At 66.9% G+C, this 26,066-nt stretch carries 20 protein-coding genes and 1 pseudogene; 3 read left to right on the top strand and 18 right to left on the bottom strand.

Features of this window, described 5'->3' with window-relative positions; all coding sequences use genetic code 11:
- Positions 1 to 32: 32 nt before the first annotated feature.
- Genes ACRQ5B_RS04455 through ACRQ5B_RS04420 form a run of 8 tightly spaced genes read right to left on the bottom strand, consistent with a single transcriptional unit; the run spans position 33 to position 9,421 of the window.
- Positions 33 to 1,265: an N-acetylglucosamine-6-phosphate deacetylase gene (locus tag ACRQ5B_RS04455; RefSeq protein WP_412884682.1), complete on the bottom strand. Its 1,233-nt coding sequence runs from the start codon at positions 1,263 to 1,265 to the stop codon at positions 33 to 35.
- Positions 1,262 to 1,945 (bottom strand): N-acetylmannosamine-6-phosphate 2-epimerase, encoded by a 684-nt coding sequence (locus ACRQ5B_RS04450; RefSeq protein WP_412884683.1) that lies wholly within the window; start codon positions 1,943 to 1,945, stop codon positions 1,262 to 1,264. The genes ACRQ5B_RS04455 and ACRQ5B_RS04450 overlap by 4 nt, the downstream gene beginning before the upstream one ends.
- Positions 1,942 to 2,907: an ROK family protein gene (locus ACRQ5B_RS04445; RefSeq protein WP_432397348.1), complete on the bottom strand. Its 966-nt coding sequence runs from the start codon at positions 2,905 to 2,907 to the stop codon at positions 1,942 to 1,944. Before ACRQ5B_RS04445 ends, ACRQ5B_RS04450 begins: the two co-directional genes overlap by 4 nt.
- 16 nt (positions 2,908 to 2,923) lie before the next feature.
- On the bottom strand, positions 2,924 to 3,841 hold the full coding sequence (locus tag ACRQ5B_RS04440) for a dihydrodipicolinate synthase family protein (RefSeq protein WP_412884685.1): 918 nt from the start codon (positions 3,839 to 3,841) through the stop codon (positions 2,924 to 2,926).
- A 38-nt stretch (positions 3,842 to 3,879) separates the two neighbouring features.
- Complete coding sequence (locus ACRQ5B_RS04435; protein WP_412884686.1) at positions 3,880 to 4,686, bottom strand: ATP-binding cassette domain-containing protein; 807 nt, start codon at positions 4,684 to 4,686, stop codon at positions 3,880 to 3,882.
- The gene (locus tag ACRQ5B_RS04430) at positions 4,683 to 6,797 is read right to left on the bottom strand and encodes a dipeptide/oligopeptide/nickel ABC transporter permease/ATP-binding protein (RefSeq protein WP_432397343.1); all 2,115 of its coding nucleotides are present in this window, start codon (positions 6,795 to 6,797) and stop codon (positions 4,683 to 4,685) included. The genes ACRQ5B_RS04435 and ACRQ5B_RS04430 overlap by 4 nt, the downstream gene beginning before the upstream one ends.
- Positions 6,798 to 6,799: 2 nt before the next feature.
- The gene (locus ACRQ5B_RS04425) at positions 6,800 to 7,756 is read right to left on the bottom strand and encodes an ABC transporter permease (protein WP_432397340.1); all 957 of its coding nucleotides are present in this window, start codon (positions 7,754 to 7,756) and stop codon (positions 6,800 to 6,802) included.
- A gap of 21 nt (positions 7,757 to 7,777) precedes the next feature.
- The gene (locus tag ACRQ5B_RS04420) at positions 7,778 to 9,421 is read right to left on the bottom strand and encodes an ABC transporter substrate-binding protein (RefSeq protein WP_412884689.1); all 1,644 of its coding nucleotides are present in this window, start codon (positions 9,419 to 9,421) and stop codon (positions 7,778 to 7,780) included.
- 191 nt (positions 9,422 to 9,612) lie between these two features.
- On the opposite strand from ACRQ5B_RS04420, the gene ACRQ5B_RS04415 reads away from it, so the two are divergent.
- Positions 9,613 to 10,545 carry a DUF4862 family protein gene (locus ACRQ5B_RS04415; protein WP_432397336.1) on the top strand — a complete coding sequence of 311 codons (933 nt, stop codon included), beginning with the start codon at positions 9,613 to 9,615 and terminating at the stop codon, positions 10,543 to 10,545.
- Positions 10,546 to 10,579: 34 nt separating this feature from the next.
- On the opposite strand, the gene ACRQ5B_RS04410 is transcribed toward ACRQ5B_RS04415, so the two are convergent.
- Positions 10,580 to 12,286, bottom strand: a complete 1,707-nt coding sequence (locus tag ACRQ5B_RS04410) for a sialidase family protein (RefSeq protein ID WP_432397334.1) — start codon at positions 12,284 to 12,286, stop codon at positions 10,580 to 10,582.
- A gap of 342 nt (positions 12,287 to 12,628) precedes the next feature.
- Between ACRQ5B_RS04410 and ACRQ5B_RS04405 the strand changes: the two genes are divergently transcribed.
- Entirely contained in the window at positions 12,629 to 14,443 is a 1,815-nt protein-coding gene (locus ACRQ5B_RS04405) for a sialidase family protein (protein ID WP_432397331.1), read from the top strand.
- Between the two features lie 145 nt (positions 14,444 to 14,588).
- Here the strand turns inward: ACRQ5B_RS04405 and ACRQ5B_RS04400 are convergent, their stop codons facing one another.
- The 7 genes from ACRQ5B_RS04400 to ACRQ5B_RS04370 form a co-directional block, all read right to left on the bottom strand.
- Positions 14,589 to 15,263 carry a response regulator gene (locus ACRQ5B_RS04400; protein ID WP_432397328.1) on the bottom strand — a complete coding sequence of 225 codons (675 nt, stop codon included), beginning with the start codon at positions 15,261 to 15,263 and terminating at the stop codon, positions 14,589 to 14,591.
- Complete coding sequence (locus ACRQ5B_RS04395; RefSeq protein WP_432397325.1) at positions 15,260 to 15,805, bottom strand: sensor histidine kinase; 546 nt, start codon at positions 15,803 to 15,805, stop codon at positions 15,260 to 15,262. Before ACRQ5B_RS04395 ends, ACRQ5B_RS04400 begins: the two co-directional genes overlap by 4 nt.
- Entirely contained in the window at positions 15,802 to 17,913 is a 2,112-nt protein-coding gene (locus ACRQ5B_RS04390; protein WP_432397322.1) for a DUF4118 domain-containing protein, read from the bottom strand. The genes ACRQ5B_RS04395 and ACRQ5B_RS04390 overlap by 4 nt, the downstream gene beginning before the upstream one ends.
- A 12-nt stretch (positions 17,914 to 17,925) precedes the next feature.
- On the bottom strand, positions 17,926 to 18,555 hold the full coding sequence (locus ACRQ5B_RS04385; RefSeq protein WP_432397319.1) for a potassium-transporting ATPase subunit C: 630 nt from the start codon (positions 18,553 to 18,555) through the stop codon (positions 17,926 to 17,928).
- A gap of 8 nt (positions 18,556 to 18,563) precedes the next feature.
- Complete coding sequence (kdpB, locus tag ACRQ5B_RS04380) at positions 18,564 to 20,525, bottom strand: potassium-transporting ATPase subunit KdpB (protein ID WP_432398697.1); 1,962 nt, start codon at positions 20,523 to 20,525, stop codon at positions 18,564 to 18,566.
- Positions 20,526 to 20,685: 160 nt separating this feature from the next.
- Positions 20,686 to 22,353, bottom strand: a complete 1,668-nt coding sequence (gene kdpA, locus ACRQ5B_RS04375; protein WP_432397316.1) for a potassium-transporting ATPase subunit KdpA — start codon at positions 22,351 to 22,353, stop codon at positions 20,686 to 20,688.
- Positions 22,354 to 22,360: 7 nt separating this feature from the next.
- The gene (locus tag ACRQ5B_RS04370) at positions 22,361 to 22,459 is read right to left on the bottom strand and encodes a potassium-transporting ATPase subunit F (protein ID WP_432397313.1); all 99 of its coding nucleotides are present in this window, start codon (positions 22,457 to 22,459) and stop codon (positions 22,361 to 22,363) included.
- Between the two features lie 386 nt (positions 22,460 to 22,845).
- Here ACRQ5B_RS04370 and ACRQ5B_RS04365 point away from each other — a divergent pair.
- Positions 22,846 to 24,821: pseudogene (locus tag ACRQ5B_RS04365) on the top strand (amino acid transporter).
- On the opposite strand, the gene ACRQ5B_RS04360 reads toward ACRQ5B_RS04365, so the two are convergent.
- Together ACRQ5B_RS04360 and ACRQ5B_RS04355 are read right to left on the bottom strand one after the other, a co-directional pair.
- On the bottom strand, positions 24,822 to 25,436 hold the full coding sequence (locus ACRQ5B_RS04360; protein ID WP_432397311.1) for a PAS and ANTAR domain-containing protein: 615 nt from the start codon (positions 25,434 to 25,436) through the stop codon (positions 24,822 to 24,824).
- Positions 25,437 to 25,822: 386 nt separating this feature from the next.
- On the bottom strand, positions 25,823 to 26,026 hold the full coding sequence (locus ACRQ5B_RS04355) for a cold-shock protein (RefSeq protein ID WP_013599688.1): 204 nt from the start codon (positions 26,024 to 26,026) through the stop codon (positions 25,823 to 25,825).
- Positions 26,027 to 26,066 lie beyond the last annotated feature (40 nt).

Raw genomic sequence — 26,066 nt, 5'->3', positions numbered from 1 at the left:
GCCCCGGAATCCGCTCAGCTCGTTCTGACCGCTCAGCGTGTTGGCGGAGTGAGAACTTTGCCCGCGCGCATGACCATGACCGGGCTCAACTGCCCGTCTGTGACCAGGACGTCAGCCTTCATCCCCGCCCTCAGGCTGCCAACGCTGGTCCCCAGCCCAAGGACACCTGCCGGGACGGCAGTGGCCGATAACACGGCAGCGGCAGGGGATACACCTGCCGCGACCGTGCGGCGGACAACATCAAGCAGGGTGGCAGTTCCGCCGGCCAGAGAGTTATCAGACTTCAGGCGTGCCTCTCCGGCGGATACGCGGACCGCAGCGGGCCCCAACTCGTAGTCCCCGTCCGGGAGCCCGGTCGCGGACATTGAGTCCGTCACCAACAGAATGTTGGCGGCTCCTGCCGTGGAAAAAACCATGCGGACCGTTTCCGGGTCCAGGTGGACGCCGTCGGCGATCAGCTCGACGGCGATGACGCCCTCTGCGGCGAGGCGCAGGCACGCTGATACCGGGCCCGGAGTGCGGTGGTGAAGCGGGGGCATGCCATTGAAGAGGTGGGTCACTGTCGGGCGCCTGGCGGAGCCGGGAAAGACAGTTGCCAGATCACTAGCGGCCGCCGTGAGGGATGCCGCTGCGGTGGCCGCGTCGGCGTCTGTGTGGCCCAGAGACGGGGTTACTCCCAGGCGGGTCAGAGCCTTCACTAGGTGGGCCGCGTCCGGAAGTTCCGGCGCATAGGTCATGGTGCGCAGGTGGCCGCCGGAGCGGCGGACCAGCTCCTCTGCCAGTCCTATGTCGGGATCGAGCAGGAAACGGGGATCCTGCGCGCCGCACCGTGCGGATGCGAGGAATGGTCCTTCCGCGTGAATGCCCGCGATGAGTCCCTCTTCGGCCAGCGGGCGAAGGGTTTCTGCTGCCCGGAGAAGGTCAGGTCTGTCAGCGGTGACCAGGCTCGCGAGGAGGGTGGTGGTGCCGCTGCGGTGCAGGAATTCCACGGCTGCCTGGACGGAGCCCGTGTCGCCGCCGGGAAAGTCACCCCCGACGGCCCCGTGGCAGTGGAGGTCGATGAGTCCGGGAAGAATGATTGCGTCCGCCGGCAACGGCAGTGTCGTATATCTGGACCTCAGGCTTGGGCTTAGCCCTTCGCTGGGTCCGGCGTATTCGATGTGTCCATCAGCGACCGCAACGGTGGCCTCAGCCAGTTCTGCCCCGTCTGTGAGGAGGACACCATCCACTAAATACGCGTCGGTCACTGTGGGTGGTGATTTCACGAGAGGGCGTCCACAAACCAGCCCGTAATCGTTGCCGGGTGCGTGATGGCCGTCCCGACGACGACGGCGAAGGCGCCGGCTTCCCGTGCCTGACGGGCCTGGGCCGGTGTATGGATCCGGCCTTCCGCGATCAGCGGCACGCCGAGGTCGGCCCGGGCGATGTCGTCGAGCAGTTGCAGGTCCGGTCCCGATGTTTTGGGCCGTTCACCGGTGTAACCGGCCAGGGTCGTTCCGATGAGGTCCGCACCGGACCCGGCGGCGTGGACAGCGTCTTCGAGCGAGCCGCAGTCTGCCATCACCAACGCGTGGGAGTTGTGATGAATTTCTGCAATGGTGTCGGTCAGGCTGAGGTGGTCCGGCCGTTGACGGCGGGTACCGTCAACGGCTACGACGTGGGCGCCGGCGTTCGCCACGGCCAGGGCGTGGCGCAGCGTCGGGGTGATGAAGACTCCGTCGTGACCGTCTTTCCATAGGCCTATGACGGGCGCTTCGACCGCAGTGCGGGTGAATTGAATGTCCGCAAGGCCTTGGACCCGCACCGCGGCGGCGCCCCCGAGGACGGCTGAGGCCGCGACTTGGGCGGTTGTCCCGGGGTCGCGCATCGGTTCCCCCGGGTAGGCCTGGCAGGAGACGATGAGGCGGCCTTCGAGGGCAGCCAGGCCGGCGGGAGTCAAAATCATTTCTGCATCATTCCGCTTCGTGGGTTGTCTTTGAGTATCAGGCTGGCCGCCCCGATGACAGCGGCTGCGTTTCCCAACTCCGCGCGCTGCACCGGGAGGGCTGTCAGAACAGGGAGTAGTTCCGCTCTAAGCGCGGTTTCCATGGGTTCCCACCACATTGGACCGGCCGATGCGAGCCCACCAGAGATCACTACTTTTTCCGGGTCCAGGATGTTGGAGAGCCCACCCACGGCCTGGCCGGCCGCGGATGCCCCGGCCCTCACCGCGACTGCTGCTGCTTCGTTCCCCGCCGACGCCAAGGCGAACACGGCCCGGGCATCAGCCGCCGGTTCGCCGCTGAGTCTTCTGAAGTGATCAAGGATGGCGGGCCCTGATGCGATGGCCTCGACGTGCCCATGCCCTCCACAGACGCAGGGGAGCGGTTCTCCGGCATAGACGGCGAAGGGGGAGGCGAAGTGTCCGACGTGTCCGCCGACGAAGCGGTGTCCGGGCACCGGCGCCCCGTTGAGGACAAAGCTGCCGCCGACGCCGGTGCCGAAGGCCACGAGCAGGGAACTTGTTGTCCCTGCTGCGGCTCCGGTCCATGCCTCGCCGAGCGCGTGTGCGTGCACATCATTGGTCGCCCGCACGGCCGGTGCGGGCAACCCCAGCCGGGCCGCCAGTTCTTCCGTCAACCGGGTTCCGGTCCACCCGCGGATAGCATCGGTTGCCGACGTCACTGAACCCTGGACAGGGTCAATGACGCCGGCCGAACCGATGCCGACACCGTCAATCGTCAGGCCCAGATTGGCCGCGTAGCGGGATATTTCCACAACCGCCGCGGCGGTCGCATCGAGGATGGCAGCTGCGCCGTCACGGTTCCGGGTCGGGATTTCCTCGGAGAAAAGGACCCGGCCGGCGGCCGAGACGATACCAACCGCTGTTTTCGTGCCTCCCAGGTCAATCCCGATGGCGTGCAGCACAATCAGCCCTCCTTGTTTAGACCAGGCCGTTGCGTTCGAGGATTACCTTGATCGCCAGGGTCTCTTCCTCGTTCAGGGACAGCATGGGTGCGCTCATGGTGTTGGACTCGATGACGCCCATGACCTGCAGTGCGGTCTTGAAGGCTCCCAGCCCGGCCGCCCCTCCGGAAACGCGTCCATTGGGGGTGTAGACGATCTCGAAGAGGTCGGCCAGGCGGTCCTGCTCGGCGGCGGCTTTTGCCCAGTCTCCGGCGGCGGCTGCGTCCACGAGGGTGCGGTAGCCGCGTGGGTCTACGTTTCCGAGGCCGGGTACGACGCCCTGCGCCCCTCCCAGGAGGGCGCCGTCAACGACGACTTCGTGGCCGGTGAAGATGTCGAAGTTCTCGATGTCCTTGGCGGCCAGCAACAGCTGACGGAACCCGACGTCGTCGCCGGAGGAGTCTTTGACGCCGGCGATGACGCCGTCGCGGCCGAGCCGGACGAGCAGGTCTGTGGGGAGTTTGAAGTGCGTGCGGACCGGAACGTCGTAGGCGAAGATCGGCTTGTCGATGGCGGCGTGGACGCTGCGGAAGTGGGTTTCGGTTTCTTCGACATTGCCGATGGCGTAGTACATCGAGGTCACCACGATGGCGTCGGCGCCGAGGTCGATGACCTTTTTGGCTTCCTCGATGACACGGTGGGTGGTTTGTTCGTTGGCGCCGACGATCAGGGGTACCGCTCCGGCGTTGGCGTCAGCGATGGTCGTGACGACCAGTTCCCGTTCGGCGTTGGTCAGGTAGGGCACTTCGCCGGAGGATCCGAGAACGAACAGCCCGGAGACGCCGCCGTCCAGAAGGTGTCTGGTGACGTTTTGGAGTGACGCGGTGTCGATGCTGCCGTCGGCGTGGCGGGGAGTGACGACGGGCGGTATGACGCCGTGGAAGTGGGAGGGCACGGAAATCTCCAATGACTTGTTGAGAGGTGGGATGAAATTTAGGTGTGGAGGAGGCTGGGGGCGGCGCCCAGAAGCTTGCGGGTGTAGTCGTTGCGGGGGTTGCCGAAGACTTCTTCGGCCGATCCTTCTTCGACGATTTCCCCGAAGTACATGACGCAGATGCGATCGGAGACGTAGCGGACGGTTTGGATGTCGTGGGAGATGAACACCATGCCGAGGTTGAGCTGGGTCTTCAGGTCCGAGAGCAGGTTGAGCACCTGGGCCCGGACGGAAACGTCCAGAGCCGAAGTAGGCTCATCGGCAACAATGATGTCCGGGTCAAGGGCCAGGGCCCTTGCGATAGCAACACGCTGACGCTGCCCTCCGGAGACCTGCGAGGGCGTCACTTCCGCCGCGGACCCGGGCAGGCCGACGAGGGAGAGGAGCTCTTTGACCTTGGCGCGCCGGGTGGTTGCGTCGCCGATGCCGTGGACCTGGAGGGGATCGGTGAGGATGTCCTCGATCGTCATCCGGGGGTTCAGCGCCGTGGCCGGGTCCTGGAAGACGACGGAAACGGCCCGGCCGAACTCCTTGCGCATGGCAGCGTTGCGTTTGATGGCGGGCTTGCCGTGGAAGAGCACCTGGCCGGAGGTCGGTGTCTGGAGGCCGACGAGCACCGAGGCCAGCGTGGATTTACCGCATCCGGACTCTCCGACGATGCCGACCGTTTCTCCGCGGCTGATGCTGAAATTGACGCCGTTGACGGCTTTGACGATATTCGGTCGGAACAGTCCGCCGGTTCGGGCGCGGTGATGGACTTTGACGTCTTTGAGTTCGATGACGGGTTTTCCGGTGGAGACGCTCACTTGGCTTCCTCCTTCAGGTGGCTTGCCCAGTAGTGGTCTGAATCTCCAGTGACCGCGGTGAGGACGAGTCGCTGGTTCGGGTCGGCGTCGGGCCGCCGGGAACGTGGTGCGAATCGGTCTCCGGTCGCAAAGCTCTGCGGGGAGGGGACGGTGCCGGGGATCTGGTGGAGCCGTTCGGCGTCTGCCTCGATGGAGAGCACAGCACCGAGCAGGCCCCGGGTGTATTCGTGCTGCGGGTTTTGCAGCAGTTCGGTCGCCTGGGCGGATTCGACGACCTGGCCGGCGTACATGACGGTGATCCGGTGGGCCAGTGAGGCCACCAGGGCGAGGTCGTGGCTGACGAAGACCATCGCGAAGCCGAGTTGTTCGCGAAGTTCGTTCAGTAGGTCAACGACCTGTTTTTGCACGGTGACATCGAGTGCTGTGGTGGGTTCGTCGGCCACGACGATCTTCGGGGAGCGGGACAGGGCCATAGCGATCAGGACGCGCTGGCGTTGGCCGCCGGAGAGCTCGTGCGGGTAGCTCGCCAATGTGCGGACGGGGTCGAGTTTGACCATTTCGAGCAGTTCGGCGGGTGTTTTGCGGCCGCCGCGGCGGGTCAGCTGGGTCATCTGGTCTTTGATTTTCATCGAGGGATTCAGTGAGCTGAGCGCGTCCTGGTAGACCATGGCAATTTGTTCGCCCCGGAGTCCCTTATATGCTGCGGGGTTGCTGTGCCCGGTCCGGGGGTCAAGGAGTTCTTTGCCCTCGAAAGTGATGGATCCGCTGATCCGGGCTGCAGGTGGGAGGAGCCCCATGACCGCCAGGGAGGTGATGGACTTGCCGCAGCCGGATTCTCCGACCAGGCCCATGGTTTCGCCTTCGCGGACGGTGAAGGAGACGTTGTCGACAATTGCGGTGTCGCCGAATCGCCCCGGGAAGCGGATGGACAGGTTCTTGACCTCAAGAACGGTGCGGGCAGTGTCCGGGACCTGGGGGAGCCGGTCCGTGCGCCCGGCTTCAACGGAGGCAAGGAGGGCTAATTCCTTCTCGAGCAGCAGCCCCAGGTCGGCGGGCTTGGCGACAACCCGCCGGGCCTCTGCCGCGCCGGCCACATCCACTTCGCTGAGGGCGACGGGGTTGATGCGGACGCCGTCGAGTTCATGCTGTTCGACGACTGAGGGTTGCGCCACCGAGGTGGCCACTTCCGCGTCCACCGCGACAGCGTTCCCGGAGGCGGTGGCCGCGGTCCCGTCATCGTCTTTCACGACCGGCGCGCGGCGCAGGCGGGGATTGACCATGGCGTCGGTGAGGCCTTCGGCGAGGATGTTCAGCGCGAGGACCGTCAGGAGGATAGTCAGGCCCGCGAATGTCGTGGCCCACCAGCCGCCCGAAAGGACCAGGTTGCGTCCGTAGGAAATGACGTTGCCCCATGAGGGGGCGGGGTCCTGGACGCCGGCGCCAAGGAAGGAAAGGGAGGCCTCGAGGATGATCGCGTCTGCGACCATGACCGTGGCGAAAACCAGCACCGGGGCGGCGGTATTGCGCACGATGTGGCGGCTGAGGATGTGGAAGCGGCCGGCACCGATGACGCGTTCGGCGCGGACGTAATCCTCCCCATACTGGGCAAGGACGTTAGCACGCACCACCCGGGCCAGTTGGGGGGTGTAGATGATGGCGATCGCGACGATGATGGTCGGGACAGAGTTTCCAAAAGCTGCCAGCAACACGGCGGCCAAGGCGATGCCGGGGAACGCCATCAGGATGTCCATGATGCGCATGGTCAGCTCGTTGACGGCTTTGCTGGAGGTTGCAGCCACGGAGCCGAGGACGGCGCCGGCCAGGACCGCCAGCCCGACAGCGCCAAGGCCGATCATGAGCGATGATTGGGACCCGTAGAGCAGGCGGGAGAAAATGTCCCTGCCGAGGCGGTCGGTGCCGAAGAAGTGCTCGGCCCCGGGCGCAGTCGCGGGGATGAAGGTCTCCAGCGGGTCGTGCGGTGCCAGGACCGGTGCCAGCACGGAGGCCAGGGCGATCAGCACGAGGAAGGTCAGGGCGAGGCGGGAGCTCCAGGGAAGCGCTTTGAAGCGCAGGCCCGGGGCACTGAGGCGTTCAGCGAGTTTGCTTCGCATGGTCACACGGTCCTGATTCGGGGGTTGATGAGGAGGTACAGCAGATCCACGGCGATGTTCAGGAGAACAAAGGTCACAGAGATGGTGAGCACGACGCCTTGGACCAGATTGATGTCCAGGTTGGTGATTCCGTTGAGGATGAGCTGGCCCATGCCCGGCAGGGCAAAGATCATCTCGATGACTACGGCACCGCCCAGCAGGTAGCCGATCCGGAGGCCCAGAACGGTCACGGGGGTGACAAGGGCGTTGCGGAGGACGTTTTTGGAAACGACTTCCCGGTAGGGGACACCGTTGCCGATGGCGGTCCGCACGTAGTCACGGTCGAGTTCTTCGACCATGGACGTGCGGACCACCCGGATCAACGATGCCGACACCGGAATTCCCAGCGCCAGTGCCGGCAGGGCCATGGAGTTGATCCACCCTCCGAATCCCGATTCCGGGGTGGCGATTCCGCCTGAGGGGAATATCGGCGCCGGACCCAGCGCAAACCACTGGATCAGCAGGATACCGAGCCAGAACGAGGGGGTTGCGACAGCGGCGATGGAGAACACCCGCACTACCTGGTCCTGCCATTTGTCCCGGTAGAGAGCGCCGATGATCCCGAAGACCAAGGAGAGGACCACGGCAATGATCACTCCAAGGAAGGTCAGTTGCAGGGTGAGCGGAAAAGCGGACCCGATCATGCTGGCCACTGATTTCGCCGGGGGAGTGGTAACGCCGAGGTCTAACTGAACGAGCCGGCCGAGGAAGTGCACGTATTGCAGTGGCAGGGGATCGTTCAGACCGTTGGCCTGGCGGTACTGTTCTTTGGCTTCTTCACTGGCCCCTTCGCCCAGGGCGCTGCTTGCCTGATCGCCCGGGGCGGCCTGAAGGACGAGGAACACCAGCAAGGTGATGCCCAGAATCATCAGGGGCAGGGCCGCTAGTCGGCGGCCCAGCAGGCGCAATATCGTGGTCAATGTATTCTCCGGTCGGGGTGCTTAAGAGGTGCGGCCGACACCGATGAAGGAAACGCCGGTCGTGGGCAGCGGCTTGAAGCCGCTGAGCTTTTTGGCATTCCAGGCGCTGGGGAGCTGGCGGTGGAACATCGGGTAGAGCGGAACCTCTTCGGAGACGAGGTCAACGATGTCGCCCGTGAGCTTCTTCGCCTCACTCTTGGAAGCTTTTCCTGCTTTGGCCATGAGGTCCACGAGCTGGGCGCGTTCGGCGGTGGCGCCCCAGAAGGCGCGGTTTTTCATCCAGGTGTCCCCGGCGTAGAACCAGCTCAGCAGAAGGTCGGCGTCGTTACCGAAGACCGAGGGGTCCCCGGGAGCTGCGACGACTTTGTAGTCGCCCTTGGCCACCCGGTCCGTATACAGGGCACCGGACTGCAGGTTCTTCAGGCTCACCTTGACGCCGGGGATCTTGTTCCAGGACTCGAGCATCAGGGGGGCTACGTCCTTGACCCAGGCTGTGTCGGTGGTGAGCAGCTCGAACTCGAGGCTGGAAACGCCGGCCTGCTTGAGGAGGTCCTCGGCCTTTTTGGGGTCGTAGTTGTATACGTTCTTGGCTTTGACGTAGTCCGGGTGGCCCTCCTGGAAGTAGGAGCTCGCCGGCTTTGCGTTGCCGAAGAGCGCCTTCTTGATGATGGAGTCCTTATCCAGGCCGTAGTGCAGTGCCTGACGGACCAGCTTGTTATCAAAGGGCGCGGCGGAGCAGTTGAACATCAGGAACATCAGACCGAAGGACTGAACGGATTCGACGGTGGCCGCCGATTTCAGGCCGTCCATGTCGAGGTAGGGGACGTCCTCGATGGCCTGGACGCGGCCGGACTGCATGGCGGTCACGCGCGCGGCTGCGTCCGAGAGCAGCAGCCAGGTCATGCCCTTGGCCAGAGCCGGCATGGAGCCGGTGTAGGCCGGGTTGGCTTCGAAGACGATCTTGTCGTCCTTGACGGCGGAGACCAGCTTGTAAGGGCCTGTGCCGACGGGCTTGGCGTCGAAGGACTTCAGCTGGTCCGAACCCACCGGGAAGTTCGTCAGCGCCTTCGGCACGACCTTGACGACGGAGATTCGCGGGCCGAAGCCGGGGAACGGGTACTTCAGGATGAATTCCACAGTCTTTGCGTCGACTGCCTTGACGTCCTGGATGAAGGGGATGAACTGGGAGAAGAGCGACTTGTTGGCCGGGTCCATGACACGGGTGAAGGAGAAGACGACGTCATCGGTGGTGACCGGAGCGCCGTTGTGGAACACGGCGCCGTCACGGAGAGTCACCTGGTAGGTGGTGTCATTGACCATTTTCGGGTCAGCTGCCGCCAGCGCGTTGTAGGGCTCGCGAGTTGCCGGGTGCAGCTCCACCAGGCCTTCGAAGACGTGGAGGTTGGCGGCCATGGGCGTGGCGCCGGAAGAGGAGATGGGGTCGAAGCCGGTGGACAGAGCATAGGAGATCCCGGCCTCGATGGTGAGGTCCTTGTTGATCGGGGACGTGTTTTCCGTCGCTCCGGTGCTCGTGGCGGCCGGGCCGCCGCAGGCGGCGATGGAGGACGCAAAGGCTGCAGCGAGGCCCATGGCGCCGCCGAGCTTGAGGAAGTTCCGGCGGCTGGCATCGTTGACCAGGGGCAGGTTCTTGGAAGACAGGTTCATGAAGGCCTCACCATTCAGATGATTTATGGGACGTAGGATGTCCGAGCTTGTGAAAAAACTGTAAGGGCCATCACAGGGAAGCGTCAAGTGGCCCGGTCTTCGCATGGTCGATGACGCCTTATCTGCTTGCTAAGGTGGGCCGCACCCCTCGGAGTCCGGCTGCGGCGCTGACCGCGGGGATGTATCTCCGAATGATCCCGGCCGCGGCTCGAAAAAGTGTGGAGTTTCCAAAAATGTCCTTGATCCTTGGCGCCTACGCCGCCCAGCCCGCCGTCGAAACGGCCTCGTTCTATGCCGGCCTGGGGGCTATCGACTCCATTCGCGGACTGGAACTGCCCTTCGGCCCCCTAGGCGGTGGCCCCTGGCCGGAAGGCGCCCCGGGGGGCTTTTCCGCGGTTGTAACCGCAATTCCCGGGACGATGCAGCGGCTTCAGTGCTCGCCTTCTTTTGGGCTCGCCTCCGCCGACGCGGAGGGGCGCAACGAGGCCCTCGCGTACGTTTCGGAGCTGCGCTCCTACGTGTCCCGGTTGGAGGGGGAGGGCCACAGTGTGGAAGCCGTGGAACTGCATTCCGCGCCCGCCTACAGCTCCTCGGCCTCCGCTTTCGAGCGCTCTCTGCGCGAGATCCTGGAGTGGGACTGGGGCTCGACGCAGGTCTGCATTGAGCACTGCGATGCGCCCCGCGCCGGCCATGCCTCTGAGAAGGGGTTTCTGCCCTTAGAGGAGGAGATGGAAGTCCTCAGCACCCTCGGCGCGTCCGGTGCCCGGGTCGGGTTGGTCATCAACTGGGGCCGCTCGGTGATCGAGAGCGGTGACCCCGGTTCTGTGGTGGCGCAACTGGCCGAGGCCCGGGAGGCCGGGGTCCTCTACGGAGTGATGTTTTCTGGCTGCTCGCCGGTGGAAACGGAGTTTGGTTACCCCTGGATCGATGCCCACCTTCCCGCGGTAGAGGTCACCGGAGCCCCGCTGAGCTCCCTGCTGAACCGCCACGAGATTCAGAAGTGCTTGACCGCCGCCGGCCCGGTTCCCCTGGTCGGTTTCAAAATCGGCCTTGGGGATCCCGGGCTGGGCGTTCCGGAGAGGCTCCAGCGTCTCGCGCAGATGAGCGCCTTGACCGCGGGGTAAGCCCTCGGTCGGGAGGCCCCCATCGACCGGAGAACTACCCTGGGCCAGGGGAGGGCGCGACCCGGACTTGGCCGGTGTCGCGTGTGAAGGTGAACAGCCGTGAGGTCTGGATGGTTTCGCCATCCAGAGCTGCCGTCACTCCAAAGCGCAGTTCAAAGGACTCTCCGTTGAGGTCAGCCTCGGTCACCGTGTACACGAGGTCCCTGTAGAGCTTCTCCTGGCCCGGCATCAGGTCAGCAGGCGTCATCGGGGGACCTGTAGGCGCCTGTAGGCGGACGTCGGTCAGGGGTCCGGGTCCGTCATTTCTTGCACGCCCCGTGAATGCGAGGATGTCCCCGGCCTTGTATGCGGGCGTCACCGGGCCATAGTTAATGTCCTGGGCCTCACGTGTCCCCAACACTTGGCCTTGTCCGGGAGCGTATCCCTGCCCTATCTCTTTCCAGGCGGACGGGTCCCACCGGCCCGGCTCCGTCGCCACGACGTGGGACTCGCCGGCATCCTTCCACTCTGCGGGAAGGCCCGGGGTGATGGAGCGGAGCTCGAGATCGAAGTGAAGTCCGCAGCCCTCGCTGCTCTGCCCGCCATCGTTGCTCCTGGTTCCAAGAGCGGTAGCGGGGAGCTGCCGTTCAAGGTGACTGGTATCGACGGACGTAAAGACTATCTCCCTGTAGCCCTGGCGCTCGTAGAGGACTCCAATGTTCCCATCAGGCAGCCGGGCAGCCGTTGAGTACCCTGAACTGCCGGGGCAAATAACTACCCGCGCCGGCCAGGTCTTCCCATCATCCGGGGAGAGGCTGAGTGCGGTATTCCGGCGGATGCCGGTGTCGAGGTTATTGGTGGCGATCAGCCATCGGCCGGTTCTCTCCTCGGTCAGGTGGGACACCCCCGGGGACCCGTCAAAGCGCGCCAGTGATCCGTTGTCGCCAGGGTCGGGAAGTTCTTCTATGGAGGTCAGCGGGCTCCATGTCTCGCCGCCGTCCTCGGAAAGGGACGCCAGGCGTCGCGGTGTTGCCCGGCTGTGCAGGAGCAGACGCCCATCGTCGAGCGCCGCCACCTTATTTTCGTTCGCCGCCGCCCCATGAGTCCTTGCGGAGATGAGTTGACCAAGGCGCCAGCTCATTCCGTGGTCATCGCTAAAGGCTGATGCGGCCATGATCTCGCCGGAGCAGAGGAGGACGTACTGCTGGACCAGGCGCCCTCTGAAAGGGCCTGCATGAATTTGGATGCCTTGGCCGGCGGACGCAAAGATGCCGCTAACTCCATGCTCGTTTCCAACTGACCTCTTTAGTTCGGACGTGATGCGCCTGTGCTCCCACGTGAGACCGTCATCGTCGGAAATACTCAGGTCGCAGTGCTGAACATCGTGGTCGTCGTGCCCCGTACCTGTTGTGGCTTCAAAGAAACCGGCGCGGGTCCCGGCGGCGTGAAATAGGAGGATCCGCCCGGTTTCCACATCCACAAGAAGGCTAGGGTCACCGAACCCTTCCAAACCGGCCCCAGTTCGCACAGCCGTTTGCGCCTCCCACGTACGACCATTGTCGACGCTTCTGCGCAGCAGCAGGTCTATCGGGCTGGGCAGATCATCCAGGTTGGGGCGCCCATCATAGGCAGCCAGAACGGTTCCTTTAGCGCTGACAGCCAGAGCCGGAATCCGGTACTGGCGATAGCCGGCATAGCCCCTGGTGGCAAGGACAGCCTCATGATGGTCAGTTGCCTGGAATGAGCATAGGTGGGATGTCATACCTTATTCTGGGCCCGAGCGGGTGGCCATCAAAAATGCAGGCGCTGGGCCCATCCTTGACCCACGTGATCTACATCACTAGGTTAAAGGATGTCCCACATCCAATGTTGGTTTTACTGACAGGAACTCTTAATGCCCAAGAGCCCACCCCGTTCGCGGCCTCTCAGCCGTCTGGCCCTCGCCGCATCGGCGGCAGTAGTCGTCTTAGCCACAGCCGTCGTTCCCGCGGCAGCTGCTCCGGCAGATCCGCCGGGAGCCTTCTCCGAGCAAAATCTCGCCGCCACACTCGTCAGCCCCTTCGCCGCCTACCGGATACCGGCTCTCGCCTATCTAGGTAACGGAGTGGTGATTTCGGCCTGGGATGGTCGCCCGACCAGCGCCGCAGACGCCCCGAACCCCAACTCGATTGTTTTGCGCCGCAGTACTGATGGTGGCGTTACCTGGGACGCTCAGCGAACCGTGCTCGCCGGCTTCGCAGATTCCGCGAACAACGGTGCAAATAAGTTCGGTTACAGCGACCCCAGCCTGGTCTGGGATGCCAGCGCGGGGAAATTGTTCCTTTTCTCGGTCTACTCAAAAGATGCCGGATTCTCCGCCAGCAATTTCGGTAACGACGATGCGGATCGCAGCATCATCAGTGCCCAGGTCAGCGAATCGACCGATCTCGGGATCACTTGGGGTGCACCGCGCCTCATTACGAGCGTCGTGAAACCAGGAGCCACCCCCTCCAACCCGCAACCCGGGGACGTCAAAGGAATGTTTGCTGCGTCCGGCGAGGGAATCCAGCTCAAGTATGGTTCCCGAGCAGGGCGGCTGGTTCAGCAATTTACGGGCACCGTGCGCCAGGCGAACGGTTCGGACGCCATCCAGGCTTACTCGGTGTACTCGGACGACCATGGCGCCACGTGGCAGCGGGGCGCTTTCGTCGGCACAGCCATGGACGAGAATAAGACAGTCGAGCTTTCCGACGGCCGCCTCATGCTCAACTCCCGCTCCAACAATGCTGCCGATAACGCCCGAAAAGTCGCCACCTCGTCCGACGGCGGGACCACGTACGGCCCCGTCACTATCGACACGAGCCTGAGCGATCCAGCCAACAACGCATCCATCTTCCGGCTGTTTCCGGACGCCGCGGCAGGGACCTCCGATGCAAAAATGTTGGTTTTCACTAATGCCAACGACCCCGACACCCGCCAAAACGTATCAGCTCGTGTCTCATGCGATGACGGAATCTCTTGGGGTGTGCCCCGCACGATCCGCGCCGGATTCTCCGCCTACTCCACCGGTACCCGACTCGGCACTGGACAGATCGGCGTCCTGTACGAGGCCAGCTACAGCAGCGATCTAGAGTTCGCCCGCTTCAGTGACGACTGGCTCAACTCCTGCACACCCGCTGCCACCGCTAGCCCGACCACCGTCGCCGGCGTCTCCATTGCCGGCTCCCGAGCTGATGCCAGCCGAGACCTCACCACACGCCCCTACACTGCAGGCGAAACCATCGCCTACCAATTCACGGTCAAAAACACCAACACCGGGGCCGTGACGGTGGCCCCGACATCCGGAAATTTCGCTCCCCTGGTCCCACCAGGTAGCGGCAATTGCCGCTACTCAAACTTGGCGCCCGGCGCCGCCTACTCCTGCACAACGCCGCTGCACACAGTAACCCAGGCAGAGGTCGACCAGGGCTTCTTTGTCCCAGATACCCAATGGAGCATCAGCGGGAACGCAACCGGAACAGGTCGCGTACTCGGCCTGCCCGTGAACCTAAGCAGCGCTGCTCAGGCCGGAACAGCAACCATTGCAGGCGTTACCGTAAACGGATCAGCCACGAACACCACCCGAAACGTTGGTACCACTCCCTACACAGTCGGTGAGCAGGTGTCGTATCAATTCACTGTCAAAAACAACGCAGGCACAGCTGTCGACGTCATACCGACGGCTGGAAATTTCGCACCATTCGTCCCACCAGGAACAGGGAACTGCCGGTATACAGGCCTCGCCGCAAGCGCATCCTACCTTTGCAGCACACCCAAACACACAGTTACCTCAGCCGACCTGAGCCTTGGCTATTTCGTTCCCGACACTTCGTGGAACGTCGTAACCGCTGGCAATACATCCGCAGGAAGACTACTCGGACAGCCAGTACGTCTGAAATAGCAGACTCCATCGAAATGTGAGGGGCCGGCTCCATCGTTGGGGCCGGCCTCCCAGCATTGCCGCTGCGGGCACGGTGCAGAGAGCCTCTCAAGCGCCGATAATGAAGATTATGTCAGGTCGCTTATGCTTCCTGATGGTCCCGCACCTACGGCACGAACCGGTAGCCGATCCCCGCCTCCGTGAGCAGGTGCCTGGGGGCGGCGGGGTCCGCCTCGAGCTTGCGGCGCAGCTGCGCCATGTAGACCCGCAGGTAGTTGGTTTCCTTGGCGTACGCCGGGCCCCAGACCTCGGAGAGCAGTTGCTGCTGCGGGATCAGCTTCTCCGGGTTCCGGACCAGCACCTCCAGCATTTTCCACTCGGTGGGGGTCAGGCGGATGTCCTCCCCGCCGCGGGTGACCCGGTGCTTGCCGAGGTCCACGGTGAACGCCTCGGTGGCGACGACCGGCTGGACATCGACGTCGGCGGTGCGGCGCAGCAGGGCGCGCAGCCGGGCCAGCAGCTCGTCCAGTCCGAACGGCTTGGTGATGTAGTCGTCCGCGCCGGCGTCGAGCGCCGCCACCTTGTCCTCGGAGCCGTGCCGGGCCGAGAGCACCAGCACCGGCGCCTGGCTCCAGGTGCGGAGCTCGCGGAGCACCTCGGTGCCGTCCAGGTCCGGCAGGCCCAGGTCCAGGATCACCAGCGCCAGCGGGTGCTGGGTGGCGGCCAGCAGGGCGGACTGACCGTCCGCGGCCGTGGTGACCTCGTAGCCGTGCGCCTGCAGCGTGATGCGCAGGGCCCGAAGCAGGTGCGGGTCGTCGTCGACGACGAGGACGGCGGTCATCCGGCCTCCGTCCGGTTCGCGGCGGCGGGCAGGCGGTGTGCCCGGTGGTCCAGGGTGGACTGCGGTTCCAGCGGGGCCTGCCGGTGGCCGGGCTCGAAGGGTGCGCCGGTGGAGAGCGGCAGCCGGATCACCATGGTCAGGCCGCCGCCGGGGGTCGGTTCGGCGGTGAGGCTGCCGCCCATCGCGTCGGTGAAGCCCTTTGCCACGGCCAGGCCCAGGCCGATCCCGGTGGCCTGCGGGGCGTCGTCGAGCCGTTGAAAGGGCCGGAACATCTCCAGTACGCGTTCGGCCGGGATGCCGTGGCCGTGGTCGATGATCCGCAGCTCCCCGGCGGGCCGGCCGCCCAGGGCCACCGGGCTCAGGCCGCCGCCGGCGCCGACCAGGACAATGTCCGCCTCGGGCGCGTATTTCACGGCGTTCTCGACGACGTTGGCCACCACGCGCTCCAGCATGCCGGGGTCGGCGTCGACCTCGGGCATGTTCGGCGGCAGCTCCACCCGGACCCGGCCGGCCGGCACTGCGCGCAGCGCCCCGGGGATCACATCGAACCAGCGGACCGGCCGGAGCAGGGGTGGGCGGCGTCGGCGCTGATCCGGGACATGTCCAGCAGGTTCCCCACCAGGGCGTCCAGGCGGTCCGAGCATTCCTCGATGGTGGCCAGCAGTTCTTCCCTTTCCTCGGGGCTGTAGCGGTCCGCGTCGTGCCGGAGGCCGCCGACGGCCAGCTTGATGCCGGCCAGGGGCGTGCGCAGGTCGTGCGAGACGGCGCGCAGGATGGAGGTGCGGATGGTGTTGCTCTCGGCCAGGCGGAGCATCTGCCGCCGGCTGGCCACGAGCTGCTGGCGTTCCAGCTGCGCCTCGAGGTGGACGCCGAATGCGGCCAGCAGCCTCCGGTCGCTCGCCGGGAGGACCCGGCCGTAGAGCACCAGGCGGGCGCCGGAGCCCACCTCCTCGACGTTGTCCCCGGCCGCGCCGCCGTCGGCGGTTTCGGCGCTGCCCGGCGACCCGGCCGTGGCGATCAGCTCCCACTCCCCGGAGTTGCCGCCGCCCTCCGCGGGCCGGACGTAGAGCGCCGCGGCGCGGACCTGGAAGACGCTGAGCGCCTGCTCCAGCAGCGCGGCGAGCGTGTCCTCCGAACCGGCGGCGTTGCGGGCCAGGTCGCCCAGGGTGGTGGCTTCGGCGCGGGCCCGGGCGGCCTCCTTGGAGCGGCGGGCGGAGACGTCGACGACGACGGCGACGGCGGCGGAGACCCCGACGAACACCAGCAGCGCAAGCAGGTTCTGGGAGTCACTGATGGTCAGGGTGCCCACCGGCGGGGTGGAGAAGTAGTTAACGAGCAGGCTGCTGAGCACGGCGGCGAGGATGGCCGGCCACAGGCCGCCCACCAGGGCGACCGCCACGGAGCCGCTGAGCTGGACCAGCATGACGGTGGCGACGTTCCGCTCCGGATCGAGCACCAGCAGCGCCTGGACCGCCGGCGGCAGCAGCAGCGCCAGGGCGAAGCCCACCAGCACCCGGATCCGGCCCAGGTCCCGGGGCCGGACCGGGCGGGCGCCGCGGCCCACCAGCGGGTGGGAGACCATGTGCACGTCGATGTCACCGGAGTCGCGGACCACCCGGGTGCCCACGCCGCCGCCCAGCAGCCAGCCGGCCAGGGAATCGATCTTCCGGCGGCGGGAGATCCCGACCACGATCTGGGTGGCGTTGACGCTGCGGGCGAAATCCAGCAGCGCCGCGGCCGGGTCCTCCCCGGCGACCGTGTGGTAGCTGCCGCCGAGGTCCTGGATCAGGTGCCGCTGCGCCTCGAGGGCCTGCGGGGATTCGCTGGCGACGCCGTCGGCCACCCGGACGTGCACGGCCAGCAGGTCCCCGCCGTTGACCCGGTTGAGGATGCGGGCGCCGCGGCGGATCAGCACCTCGCCCTCGGGGCCGCCGGTCAGTCCCACCACGATCCGTTCCCGGGCCGGCCAGCTCTCCTCGATGCCCTGTTCGGCCCGGTATTTGGCCAGGCCCTCGTCCACCCGGTCCGCGAGCCAGAGCAGCGCCAGTTCCCGCAGCGCGGTCAGGTTGCCCACCCGGAAGTAGTTCGAGAGGGCAGCGTCGATCTTCTCCGGGGCGTAGATCTTGCCGTCACCCAGCCGCTGCCGCAGTAGCTCCGGGGAGATGTCCACCAGGTGGATCTGGTCCGCGCGGCGGACGACGTCGTCGGGCACCGTCTCGGCCTGGCGCACGTCGGTGATGGCGCTGACGACGTCCCCGAGCGAGGCCAGGTGCTGGATGTTGACGGTGGAGAGGACGTCGATGCCGGCCTCCAGCAGCGCATCGACGTCCTGCCAGCGCTTCGGGTTGCGGCTGCCGGGGATGTTGGAGTGGGCATACTCGTCCACGATCGCGGTTTCCGGGGCACGCGCCAGGACGGCGTCCAGGTCCATTTCCTCGAACTCGGTGCCCCGGTAGGGCAGGCGGCGCGGCGGCACGATCTCCAGGCCGTCCAGCAGGGCGCGGGTCTCGCTGCGGCCGTGGTCCATGGCGAAGGCTACGACGACGTCGGTGCCGCGCTGCGCCAGCCGGTGGGCCTCTTCGAGCATCTCGTAGGTTTTCCCGACGCCGGGCGCCGCCCCCAGGAAAATCCGCAGCGTTCCTCGTGCCATGCCGTCATTCTCTCACTTGGTCCGGCCCGGCTGCGCCGCCGCGGCGGCGTCCGCGACGGCCAGGTTCAGGGCGGTGACATTGACCGAGAGCTGGCCGAGGAACGCCGTGACGCCGCCGCGGGTGGCACCGCGGACCAGGTCCTCGACGGCGGCCGGGTCCAGCCCCTGCGCGGCGGCCACCCGGGCCACCTGGAGCGCCGCGTAGGCCGGGGAGATGTCCGGGTCCAGGCCCGAGGCCGAGGCGGTGACGGCGTCGGCCGGGACCTGGTCCACGGAGACGTGCTCTTCCGCGGCCACCGCGGCGCGGGCCTTTTGCACGGAGTCCAGCAATTTCGGGTCGTTCAGGCCGAGGTTGCTGGCCGAGGAGGACGCCGGGTCCCACGCCACCGCCGAGGGCCGGATGTGGAACCAGCGCGGGTCCTGGGCCCCGCCGTCGCCGGCGGAGGCCTGCGCGATCAGGGCCGACGCCGCCGGGCGCCCGGCGCTGTCCCGGAGGATGGAGCCGTTCGCCTGGGCGGGAGCAATCAGCTGCCCGGCGCCGAACACGGCCAGGGGGTAGGCGACGCCGAGCAGCAGGGTGGCGGCGAGGAGGAAGCGCAGCGCGGTGCCGGCTTGCCGGAGGTATCCGAAGATGGTGGTCATGGGTGTTCCTAGCCGATTCCGGGGATGAGGGAGATCACGAGGTCGATGATCTTGATGCCGATGAAGGGTGCCACCAGGCCGCCGAGGCCGTAGATCAGCAGATTCCGGGACAGCGCCCGGTTGGCGGTGACGGCGCGGTACTTCACGCCGCGCAGCGCCAGCGGGACCAGTGCGATGATGATCAGGGCGTTGAAGATCACCGCCGAGAGGATCGCGGACGCCGGCGTCGCCAGGCCCATGATGTTCAGCAGGCCCAGGCCCGGGAACGTGGCCGCGAACAGCGCCGGGACAATCGCGAAGTACTTGGCGACGTCGTTGGCCACCGAGAAGGTGGTCAGCGCGCCCCGAGTGATCAGCAGCTGCTTGCCGATGCCCACGATGTTGATCAGCTTGGTGGGGTCCGAGTCCAGGTCCACCATGTTGGCGGCGTCCTTGGCTGCCGGGGTCCCTGAGTTCATCGCGACGCCGACGTCGGCGGCGGCCAGCGCGGGGGCGTCGTTGGTGCCGTCCCCGGTCATGGCCACGAGCCGGCCGGCGGACTGTTCCTTGCGGATGACGGCAAGCTTGTCCTCCGGGGTGGCCTCGGCCAGGAAGTCGTCCACTCCGGCCTCGGCGGCGATCGCCTTGGCCGTGATGGGGTTGTCGCCGGTAATCATGACCGTGCGGATGCCCATCTGGCGCAGCTCGGCGAACCGGGCGTGCATGCCGGGCTTCACGACGTCGGCCAGGTGGACGCAGCCGAGCACCTCGGGGCGTCCGTCGGCGGCCACCTCGGCCACCAGCAGCGGGGTGCCGCCCTGCGCGGCAATCTCCCGCACCCGGGCGTCCACCTCCGCGCCGGTGCGGCCGCCGTGTTCCTCGACGAAGGCGCCTACGGTGGAGGCTGCGCCCTTGCGGATCATCCGCCCGTCCAGATCCAGCCCGGACATCCGGGTCGCGGCGCTGAAGGGGACGACGGCGACGTCCCGGCTGCCGGTTTCCAGCGCGGCCAGGTCCGCCCCGGCGACGCCGCGTTCGGCGGCCAGGTCCACGACGGACCGGCCCTCCGGGGTCTCGTCGGCCAGGCTGCAGAGCCGGGCGGCCTCAATCAGCCGGTCCACGCCGATCCCGTCCGCGGGGTGGAATTCCACTGCGCGGCGGTTGCCATAGGTGATGGTGCCGGTTTTATCCAGCAGCAGGGTGGTGATGTCCCCGGCAGTTTCCACGGCCCGGCCGGAGGTGGCCAGGACGTTGTGCTGGACCAGCCGGTCCATGCCGGCGATGCCGATGGCCGGGACCAGCGCCCCGATGGTGGTGGGGATCAGGCAGACCAGCAGGGCCACGAGGACGATCGGGGACGGGGTGGCACCGGCGAGGGCGGCGAACGGGGCCAGCGCCATGGTGACGATCAGGAAGACGATGGTCAGGGAGACCAGGAGCACGTGCAGGGCAATCTCATTCGGGGTCTTCTGCCGGACGGCGCCCTCCACCAGCTTGATCATCCGGTCCACGAAGGTCTCGCCGGCCTCGGCGGTGATCCGGATGACGATCCGGTCCGAGAGCACCCGGGTGCCGCCGGTCACCGAGGACCGGTCGCCGCCGGATTCGCGGATGACGGGGGCAGATTCGCCGGTGATGGTCGATTCGTCGACGCTGGCGACGCCCTCGATGATCTCGCCGTCGGAAGCGATCACGTCCCCGGCCTCGCAGATGATCACGTCGTTGAGCTTCAGCTCGGTGCCCGGGACGCGGCGGGTGCCGCCGTCGGGCAGCCGCAGCGTGGCCTCCACGCCCTGCCGGCTGGCGCGCAGGCTGTCCGCCTGGGCCTTGCCGCGGCCCTCGGCGATCGACTCGGACAGTGTGCCGAAGAGGACGGTCAGCCACAGCCACGCCGTGACCGCAATGCCGAAGACGGAGGGTTTCAGCACGCAGATCACGGTGCACAGCGCGGCGCCGACCAGCACGGTGAACATCACCGGGGAGTGGACCATCTGGCGGGGCGCGAGCTTGCGCACCGCGAGCGGCAGGGCGGCGGCCACGGTAGCCAGGGTCAGCCTGGCCGGGGCCTTGGTGTGGTGCTTGTGTTCGCCGGGGGTGCCGAGGGGTTGCCGTCGGCGTAGGTCCGGCTGGAGGTGTCCGCGGGGGACGGGGTCATCGGATCAATCCTTCTGCGAGGGGGCCTAGGGCGAGGGCGGGGAAGTAGCTGAGGGCGGTGAGGATGACCGTCACGCCCAGCAGCAGCACCGCGAACAGGGGGCCGTGGGTGGGGAGGGTGCCGGCGGAGACCGGGATCTTGCCCTGCCGCGCCAGGGAACCGGCGAGGGCCAGGACCAGGACGATCGGCAGGAACCGGCCCAGGAGCATGGCCAGGCCCAGGAGGGTGGAGAGCAGCGGCCCGGAGCTGGTGATGCCGCCGAAGGCGGAGCCGTTGTTGTTCGCCCCGGAGGTGAAGGCGTACAGCACCTCGCTGAACTGGTGCGGTCCGGTGGCCGGGGCGTTGGCGACGGCGTCGGGCAGCAGCACGGTCACCCCGGCCAGGGCCAGCACCAGGGTGGGGGTGACCAGGATGTACAGGGCGGCGAGCTTCATCTCGGTGGGCCCGATCTTCTTGCCCAGGTATTCGGGGGTGCGGCCCACCATCAGGCCGGCGATGAAGACGGCGATGATCGAGAGGATCAGCAGCCCGTACAGCCCCGAACCGGTGCCGCCGGGGGCCACCTCGCCCAGCATCATGTTGATCATCGTCATCCCGCCGGCCAGGGGCGGCAGCGAGTCGTGGGCGGCGTTGACCGCGCCGGTGGAGGTCAGGGTGGTGGAGGCGGCGTAGAGGGCGGACGGCGCCGGGCCGAAGCGCTGTTCGAAGCCCTCGCCGAGCCCGCCGGCCGCCGCCGTCGCCGTGCCCTGCGCGGAGGACACCGCCCAGCCGGTCAGCAGGGTGGAGGCCAGCCAGAGCGTGCCCATCACGGCCGCCACGGTGAAGCCCTGCCGCCGGTCTCCCACCAGCCGGCCGAAGGTGTACGGCAGCGCGGAGGGGATGAGCAGCAGCAGGAAGACCTGGAACAGGCTGACCGCGGCGTTGGGGTTCTCGAACGGGTGGGCGGAGTTGGCGTTGAAGTAGCCGCCGCCGTTGGTGCCGAGGACCTTGATGGCCTCCTGCGAGGCGACCGGGCCGCCGGGGATCGTCTGGTTTACGCCCATGGCCTGGTTAGCGACGTCGGTGGACCAGAAGTTCTGCACCACCCCGCCCAGCACCAGGAGGACGGCGGAAACGAACGCCAGGGGCAGCAGCACCCGGTAGGTCACGCGGGTCAGGTCCACCCAGAAGTTGCCCAGCCGGTCGGTGCGGACGCGCACCAGGCCGCGGATGAGGGCGACGGCGACGACGATGCCGACGGCGGCGGAGAGGAAGTTCTGCACCGCCAGGAGGCCCATCTGCACGAAGATGCCCACCGTGGCTTCCGGGGCGTAGGTCTGCCAGTTGGTGTTGGTCACGAAGGAGATGGCCGTGTTCATTGCCACCCACGGGTCCACGCCGGTCAGGGGGCCGGTGCCCGGGATGACGCCCTGGAGCCGTTGCAGCGCGAAGACCAGCAGGATCGAGACGGCGGAGAAGGCCAGCACGCCGCGCAGGTACACCGGCCAGGTCTGTTCCGTGCCGGCGTCGACGCCGGTCAGCCGGTAGAGGAGGCGTTCGGCGCGGGAGCTGCGGGTGCCTTCGACCACCCGGGCCAGGTAGAGCCCCAGCGGTTTGTGCACCGCGGCCAAGGCCACCAGCAGGGCGCCGGCCTGGAGCAGGAAGGAGAGAGTGGTGAAGGTCATCGGGCGGTCACCACTTCTCGGGGTTGATCAGGACGGCCAGGAGGTAGCCCGTCAGGCCCACCCCGGCCAGGAACAGGACCGCCCACATCAGGACCTCGGCGTTCACCGTCCACCCTCCGTCCGCCCGGCGTCGTCGCCAAGCATCCGGGCCAGGCGTTGCCCGACCCACATCACGAATCCCATGGAGACCACGAGGATTCCGATCACAGCCGCGTCGGCCATTACAGGTTCCTTTCATCTGCGCCCCGTCTGCGGGGCCTGAGACCAGTGAAGACCTTCGCCGGGGCTCCGCGGCAGGTGCTAACGGTTCCTTGACGGGGGCGGCCCGGATCTTGACGGATCCTTGACGCGGGGCCGTTCGGCCGGCCGGGAGGGGGCGTCAAGGATTCGTCAAGATTCGCGGATGTGGCCGGTTCCGGGCCCGGCCCGGTGCTACGTTTGCGGGTGATCGCAATGCGGTGCGCCGCGGCGTGCCGCGAGGAAAGGCTCTTCATGACCACCCTGAGCAGGCCCCCGGCCGACCCCTCGGCACCCCGGCCGGCCCGCAGCACAGCACTCCGGAAGTGGCTCCTGGTGGGGCTGCAGGACAGCAAGGGCGCCCACCAGGGTCCGCACGGCGTGCGGGCCGCGGAGGAGAAGAAGCACACCTGGTGGCAGGTGATGTGCCTGACCGGCGTCGACTACTTCTCCACCCTGGGCTACCAGCCGGCCATCGCGGCGCTCGCCGCCGGCGTTATTTCGCCGCTGGCCACCCTGGTCCTGGTGGCCATCACCCTATTCGGCGCGCTCCCGGTCTACCGCCGGGTGGCCGGTGAGAGCCACCGCGGTGAGGGCTCGATCGCCATGCTGGAGCGGCTGATGCCGCGCTGGGGCGGCAAGCTCTTCGTGCTGGTGCTGCTCGGCTTCGCCGCGACGGACTTCATGATCACCATGACCCTCTCCGCCGCGGACGCCACCGCCCACCTGGTCGAGAACCCGATCAGCCCGGGCTGGATGCAGGGCCAGAACGTCGCCATCACCCTGTTCCTGCTCGCGTTGCTGGCCGCCGTCTTCCTCCGCGGCTTCAAGGAGGCGATCGGGGTCGCCGTCGCGATCGTCGGCGTCTACCTGGCCCTGAACGTCGTCGTGGTCGGCGTCTCGCTCTGGGAGGTGCTGACCCACCCGCTGGCCGTCGGCAACTGGTGGGCGGCGATCGCCACCTCGCACGGGAACCCGCTGCTTGCCGTGGGTTTCGCGCTGCTGGTCTTCCCAAAGTTGGCCCTCGGCCTCTCCGGCTTCGAGACCGGCGTCGCCGTGATGCCGCAGATCCAGGGCCACCCGGACGACACCGAGGAGAACCCGGCCGGCCGGATCCAGGGCGCCCGGAAGCTTCTGACCACCGCGGCCCTGATCATGAGCACGTTCCTGATCATCAGCAGCTTCACCACCGTGGTGCTGATCCCGGAAAACGAGTTCCAGCCCGGCGGCCAGGCCAACGGCCGCGCCCTGGCGTTCCTCGCCCACGAGCAGCTCGGCATCGGCTTCGGCACCGTCTACGACATCTCCACCATCGCCATCCTCTGGTTCGCCGGGGCGTCCGCGATGGCCGGGCTGCTGAACCTGGTGCCCCGCTACCTGCCCCGCTATGGCATGGCCCCCGGCTGGGCCCGCGCGGTGCGTCCGCTGGTGCTCGTTTTCACCCTGGTGGGCTTCCTGATCACCTGGATTTTCGACGCCGACGTCGACGCGCAGGGCGGCGCGTACGCCACCGGCGTGCTGGTGCTGATGACCTCGGCGGCGATCGCCGTGACCCTGTCCGCCCGCCGGAAACGGCAGCGCAAGCGCACCGTGGGCTTCGGCGTGATCGCCGTGGTCTTCGTGTACACCACGGTGGCGAACGTCGTCGAACGCCCCGAGGGCATCCGGATCGCGTCGATCTTCATCCTCGGGATCATCGTCATCTCGCTGCTGTCCCGCGCCCGGCGGTCCTTTGAACTGCACGCCACCCACGTCCATCTGGACCGACAGGCGCTGGAGTTCCTGTCCGCCGAACTGGACGGCCCGCTGAGCATCGTGGCGCACGAACCGCTGCGTCTGAGCCCCGAGGCGTACCGGGAGAAGCTGGAATCCGCGATCCAGGTCAGCCACCTGCCGCTGGACTACCAGGCCGTGTTCCTCGAGGTGGTGGTGGACGACTCTTCGGACTTCGAAACCGAACTCGAAGTCAAGGGCATCACCCGGCACGGGTACCGGATCCTGGAGGTGCACGGGCCGGTGGTGCCGAACACGATCGCCTCCGTGCTGCTGCACATCCGCGACGTGACCGGACTGATGCCGCACATCTACTTCCGCTGGACCGAGGGCAACCCGGTGACCAACCTGCTGCGCTTCCTGGCGTTCGGCGAGGGGAGATCGCCCCGGTGACCCGCGAGGTGCTGCGCGAGGCCGAGCCGGATGTGACCCGCCGGCCCTGGGTGCACGTTGGCTGACTAGGCCTGGCGGCTCGCGGCCGTGGTGGCGCCCTCGACGATTTCGCGGGCGATCACCGCGACCTTCCGGTTGGTCTCCGAGCTCAGCTTGCTCATCAGCTCGAACGCCTCATCGGCGCTGACGCCGGTGCGGCCCATCAGGATTCCTTTGGCCTGTTCGATCACGGCCCGGGTCTTGGAGGCCGCGGCGACGGATTCGTTGGCGAGCTGGTGCCGGTCCGTGTGGATCGACTGCGTCAGGTCCACCACCACGCCCCAGACGCCGATGGGGGTGTCCCCGTCCATAATGTAGTCCGCGGAGTAGAGCAGCTTGTGCTGCCGGTTCTTCCGGTCCCGGATCGAGAGGTAGAGGGAGGACGGGCCGCCCTGGGACGCCACCCGTTCCCAGTACGCGGTGACCCGCGGCCGGTCCTCGGGCTCGATGTGGGGCATGACCATCTCCATCGAGGGGACCACCTCGCCCCGCTCGTAGCCGTAGATGCGGTAGAGGCCGTCCGACCAGCGGAAGATCCCGTCGGCGAAGTAGTGTTCCACCAGTCCGGTGGGGCAGTCCAGGAAGCCCTCGTGGGGACCCCCACGGGGAAGGGACCCGCGATGGTTATGGTTCACAGACATGGGCGGGGCCGTTCGACGTGGTGCGCCCGGCGTCACCGCGCCAAGCCTGAAAATACAAGGATATCCCGGGGCCCCCGTCCGCGGATGTGGCGGCTGATCCGTTACGCGGTGGTTGAGTTCCGGGGGAGTTCCAGCAGGAGGGTGTCCGAGCCGCCGTTGCGGCCCACCGTGCGGAACCCCAGCCGCTCGTAGAGTGCACGGGCACGGTTGCCGTCCTCCACGCTGAGGCTGATGGCGGGGATGGACCGGGCCGCTACTTCCGCAGGCGGCGTCGTCGTCGTCCGACCTGGAGGGCCGGATGGGCAAAACAAAGCCCCTCCGGGGGTACCGAAGGGGCTTGTGTTTTCTAGGAGAAGCAGTCCGGCTGGCCGGGCTTTCCCGAAAGCTTAGAGCGGGCGAATGTTCTCGGCCTGCGGGCCCTTGGGGCCCTGGGTGACGTCGAACTCGACCTTCTGGTTCTCGTCCAGCGAGCGGTAGCCGCTGGAGGCGATTGCCGAGTAGTGGGCGAAAACGTCGGCGGATCCGTCATCCGGGGCAATGAAGCCAAAACCCTTTTCGGCGTTGAACCATTTAACTGTGCCAGTAGCCATGCTTTATCCTTCTGAAATGCTGATCTCCGGCGGCCACACA

Origin of the sequence: Pseudarthrobacter sp. L19, assembly GCF_050859435.1 — a bacterium.
GTDB lineage: Bacteria > Actinomycetota > Actinomycetes > Actinomycetales > Micrococcaceae > Arthrobacter.
This window is presented reverse-complemented; position numbering and strand designations above follow the sequence as displayed.

Coding starts and splice junctions, on each gene's coding strand:
- ACRQ5B_RS04360 (WP_432397311.1), bottom strand. CDS start 25,436: ATGTCTGTGAACCATAACCATCGCGGGTCCCTTCCCCGTGGGGGTCCC.
- ACRQ5B_RS04355 (WP_013599688.1), bottom strand. CDS start 26,026: ATGGCTACTGGCACAGTTAAATGGTTCAACGCCGAAAAGGGTTTTGGC.
- kdpA (WP_432397316.1), bottom strand. CDS start 22,353: ATGACCTTCACCACTCTCTCCTTCCTGCTCCAGGCCGGCGCCCTGCTG.
- ACRQ5B_RS04400 (WP_432397328.1), bottom strand. CDS start 15,263: ATGACCGCCGTCCTCGTCGTCGACGACGACCCGCACCTGCTTCGGGCC.
- ACRQ5B_RS04390 (WP_432397322.1), bottom strand. CDS start 17,913: ATGGCACGAGGAACGCTGCGGATTTTCCTGGGGGCGGCGCCCGGCGTC.
- ACRQ5B_RS04385 (WP_432397319.1), bottom strand. CDS start 18,555: ATGACCACCATCTTCGGATACCTCCGGCAAGCCGGCACCGCGCTGCGC.
- kdpB (WP_432398697.1), bottom strand. CDS start 20,525: ATGGTCCACTCCCCGGTGATGTTCACCGTGCTGGTCGGCGCCGCGCTG.
- ACRQ5B_RS04420 (WP_412884689.1), bottom strand. CDS start 9,421: ATGAACCTGTCTTCCAAGAACCTGCCCCTGGTCAACGATGCCAGCCGC.
- ACRQ5B_RS04450 (WP_412884683.1), bottom strand. CDS start 1,945: ATGATTTTGACTCCCGCCGGCCTGGCTGCCCTCGAAGGCCGCCTCATC.
- ACRQ5B_RS04415 (WP_432397336.1), top strand. CDS start 9,613: ATGATCCCGGCCGCGGCTCGAAAAAGTGTGGAGTTTCCAAAAATGTCC.
- ACRQ5B_RS04410 (WP_432397334.1), bottom strand. CDS start 12,286: ATGACATCCCACCTATGCTCATTCCAGGCAACTGACCATCATGAGGCT.
- ACRQ5B_RS04430 (WP_432397343.1), bottom strand. CDS start 6,797: ATGCGAAGCAAACTCGCTGAACGCCTCAGTGCCCCGGGCCTGCGCTTC.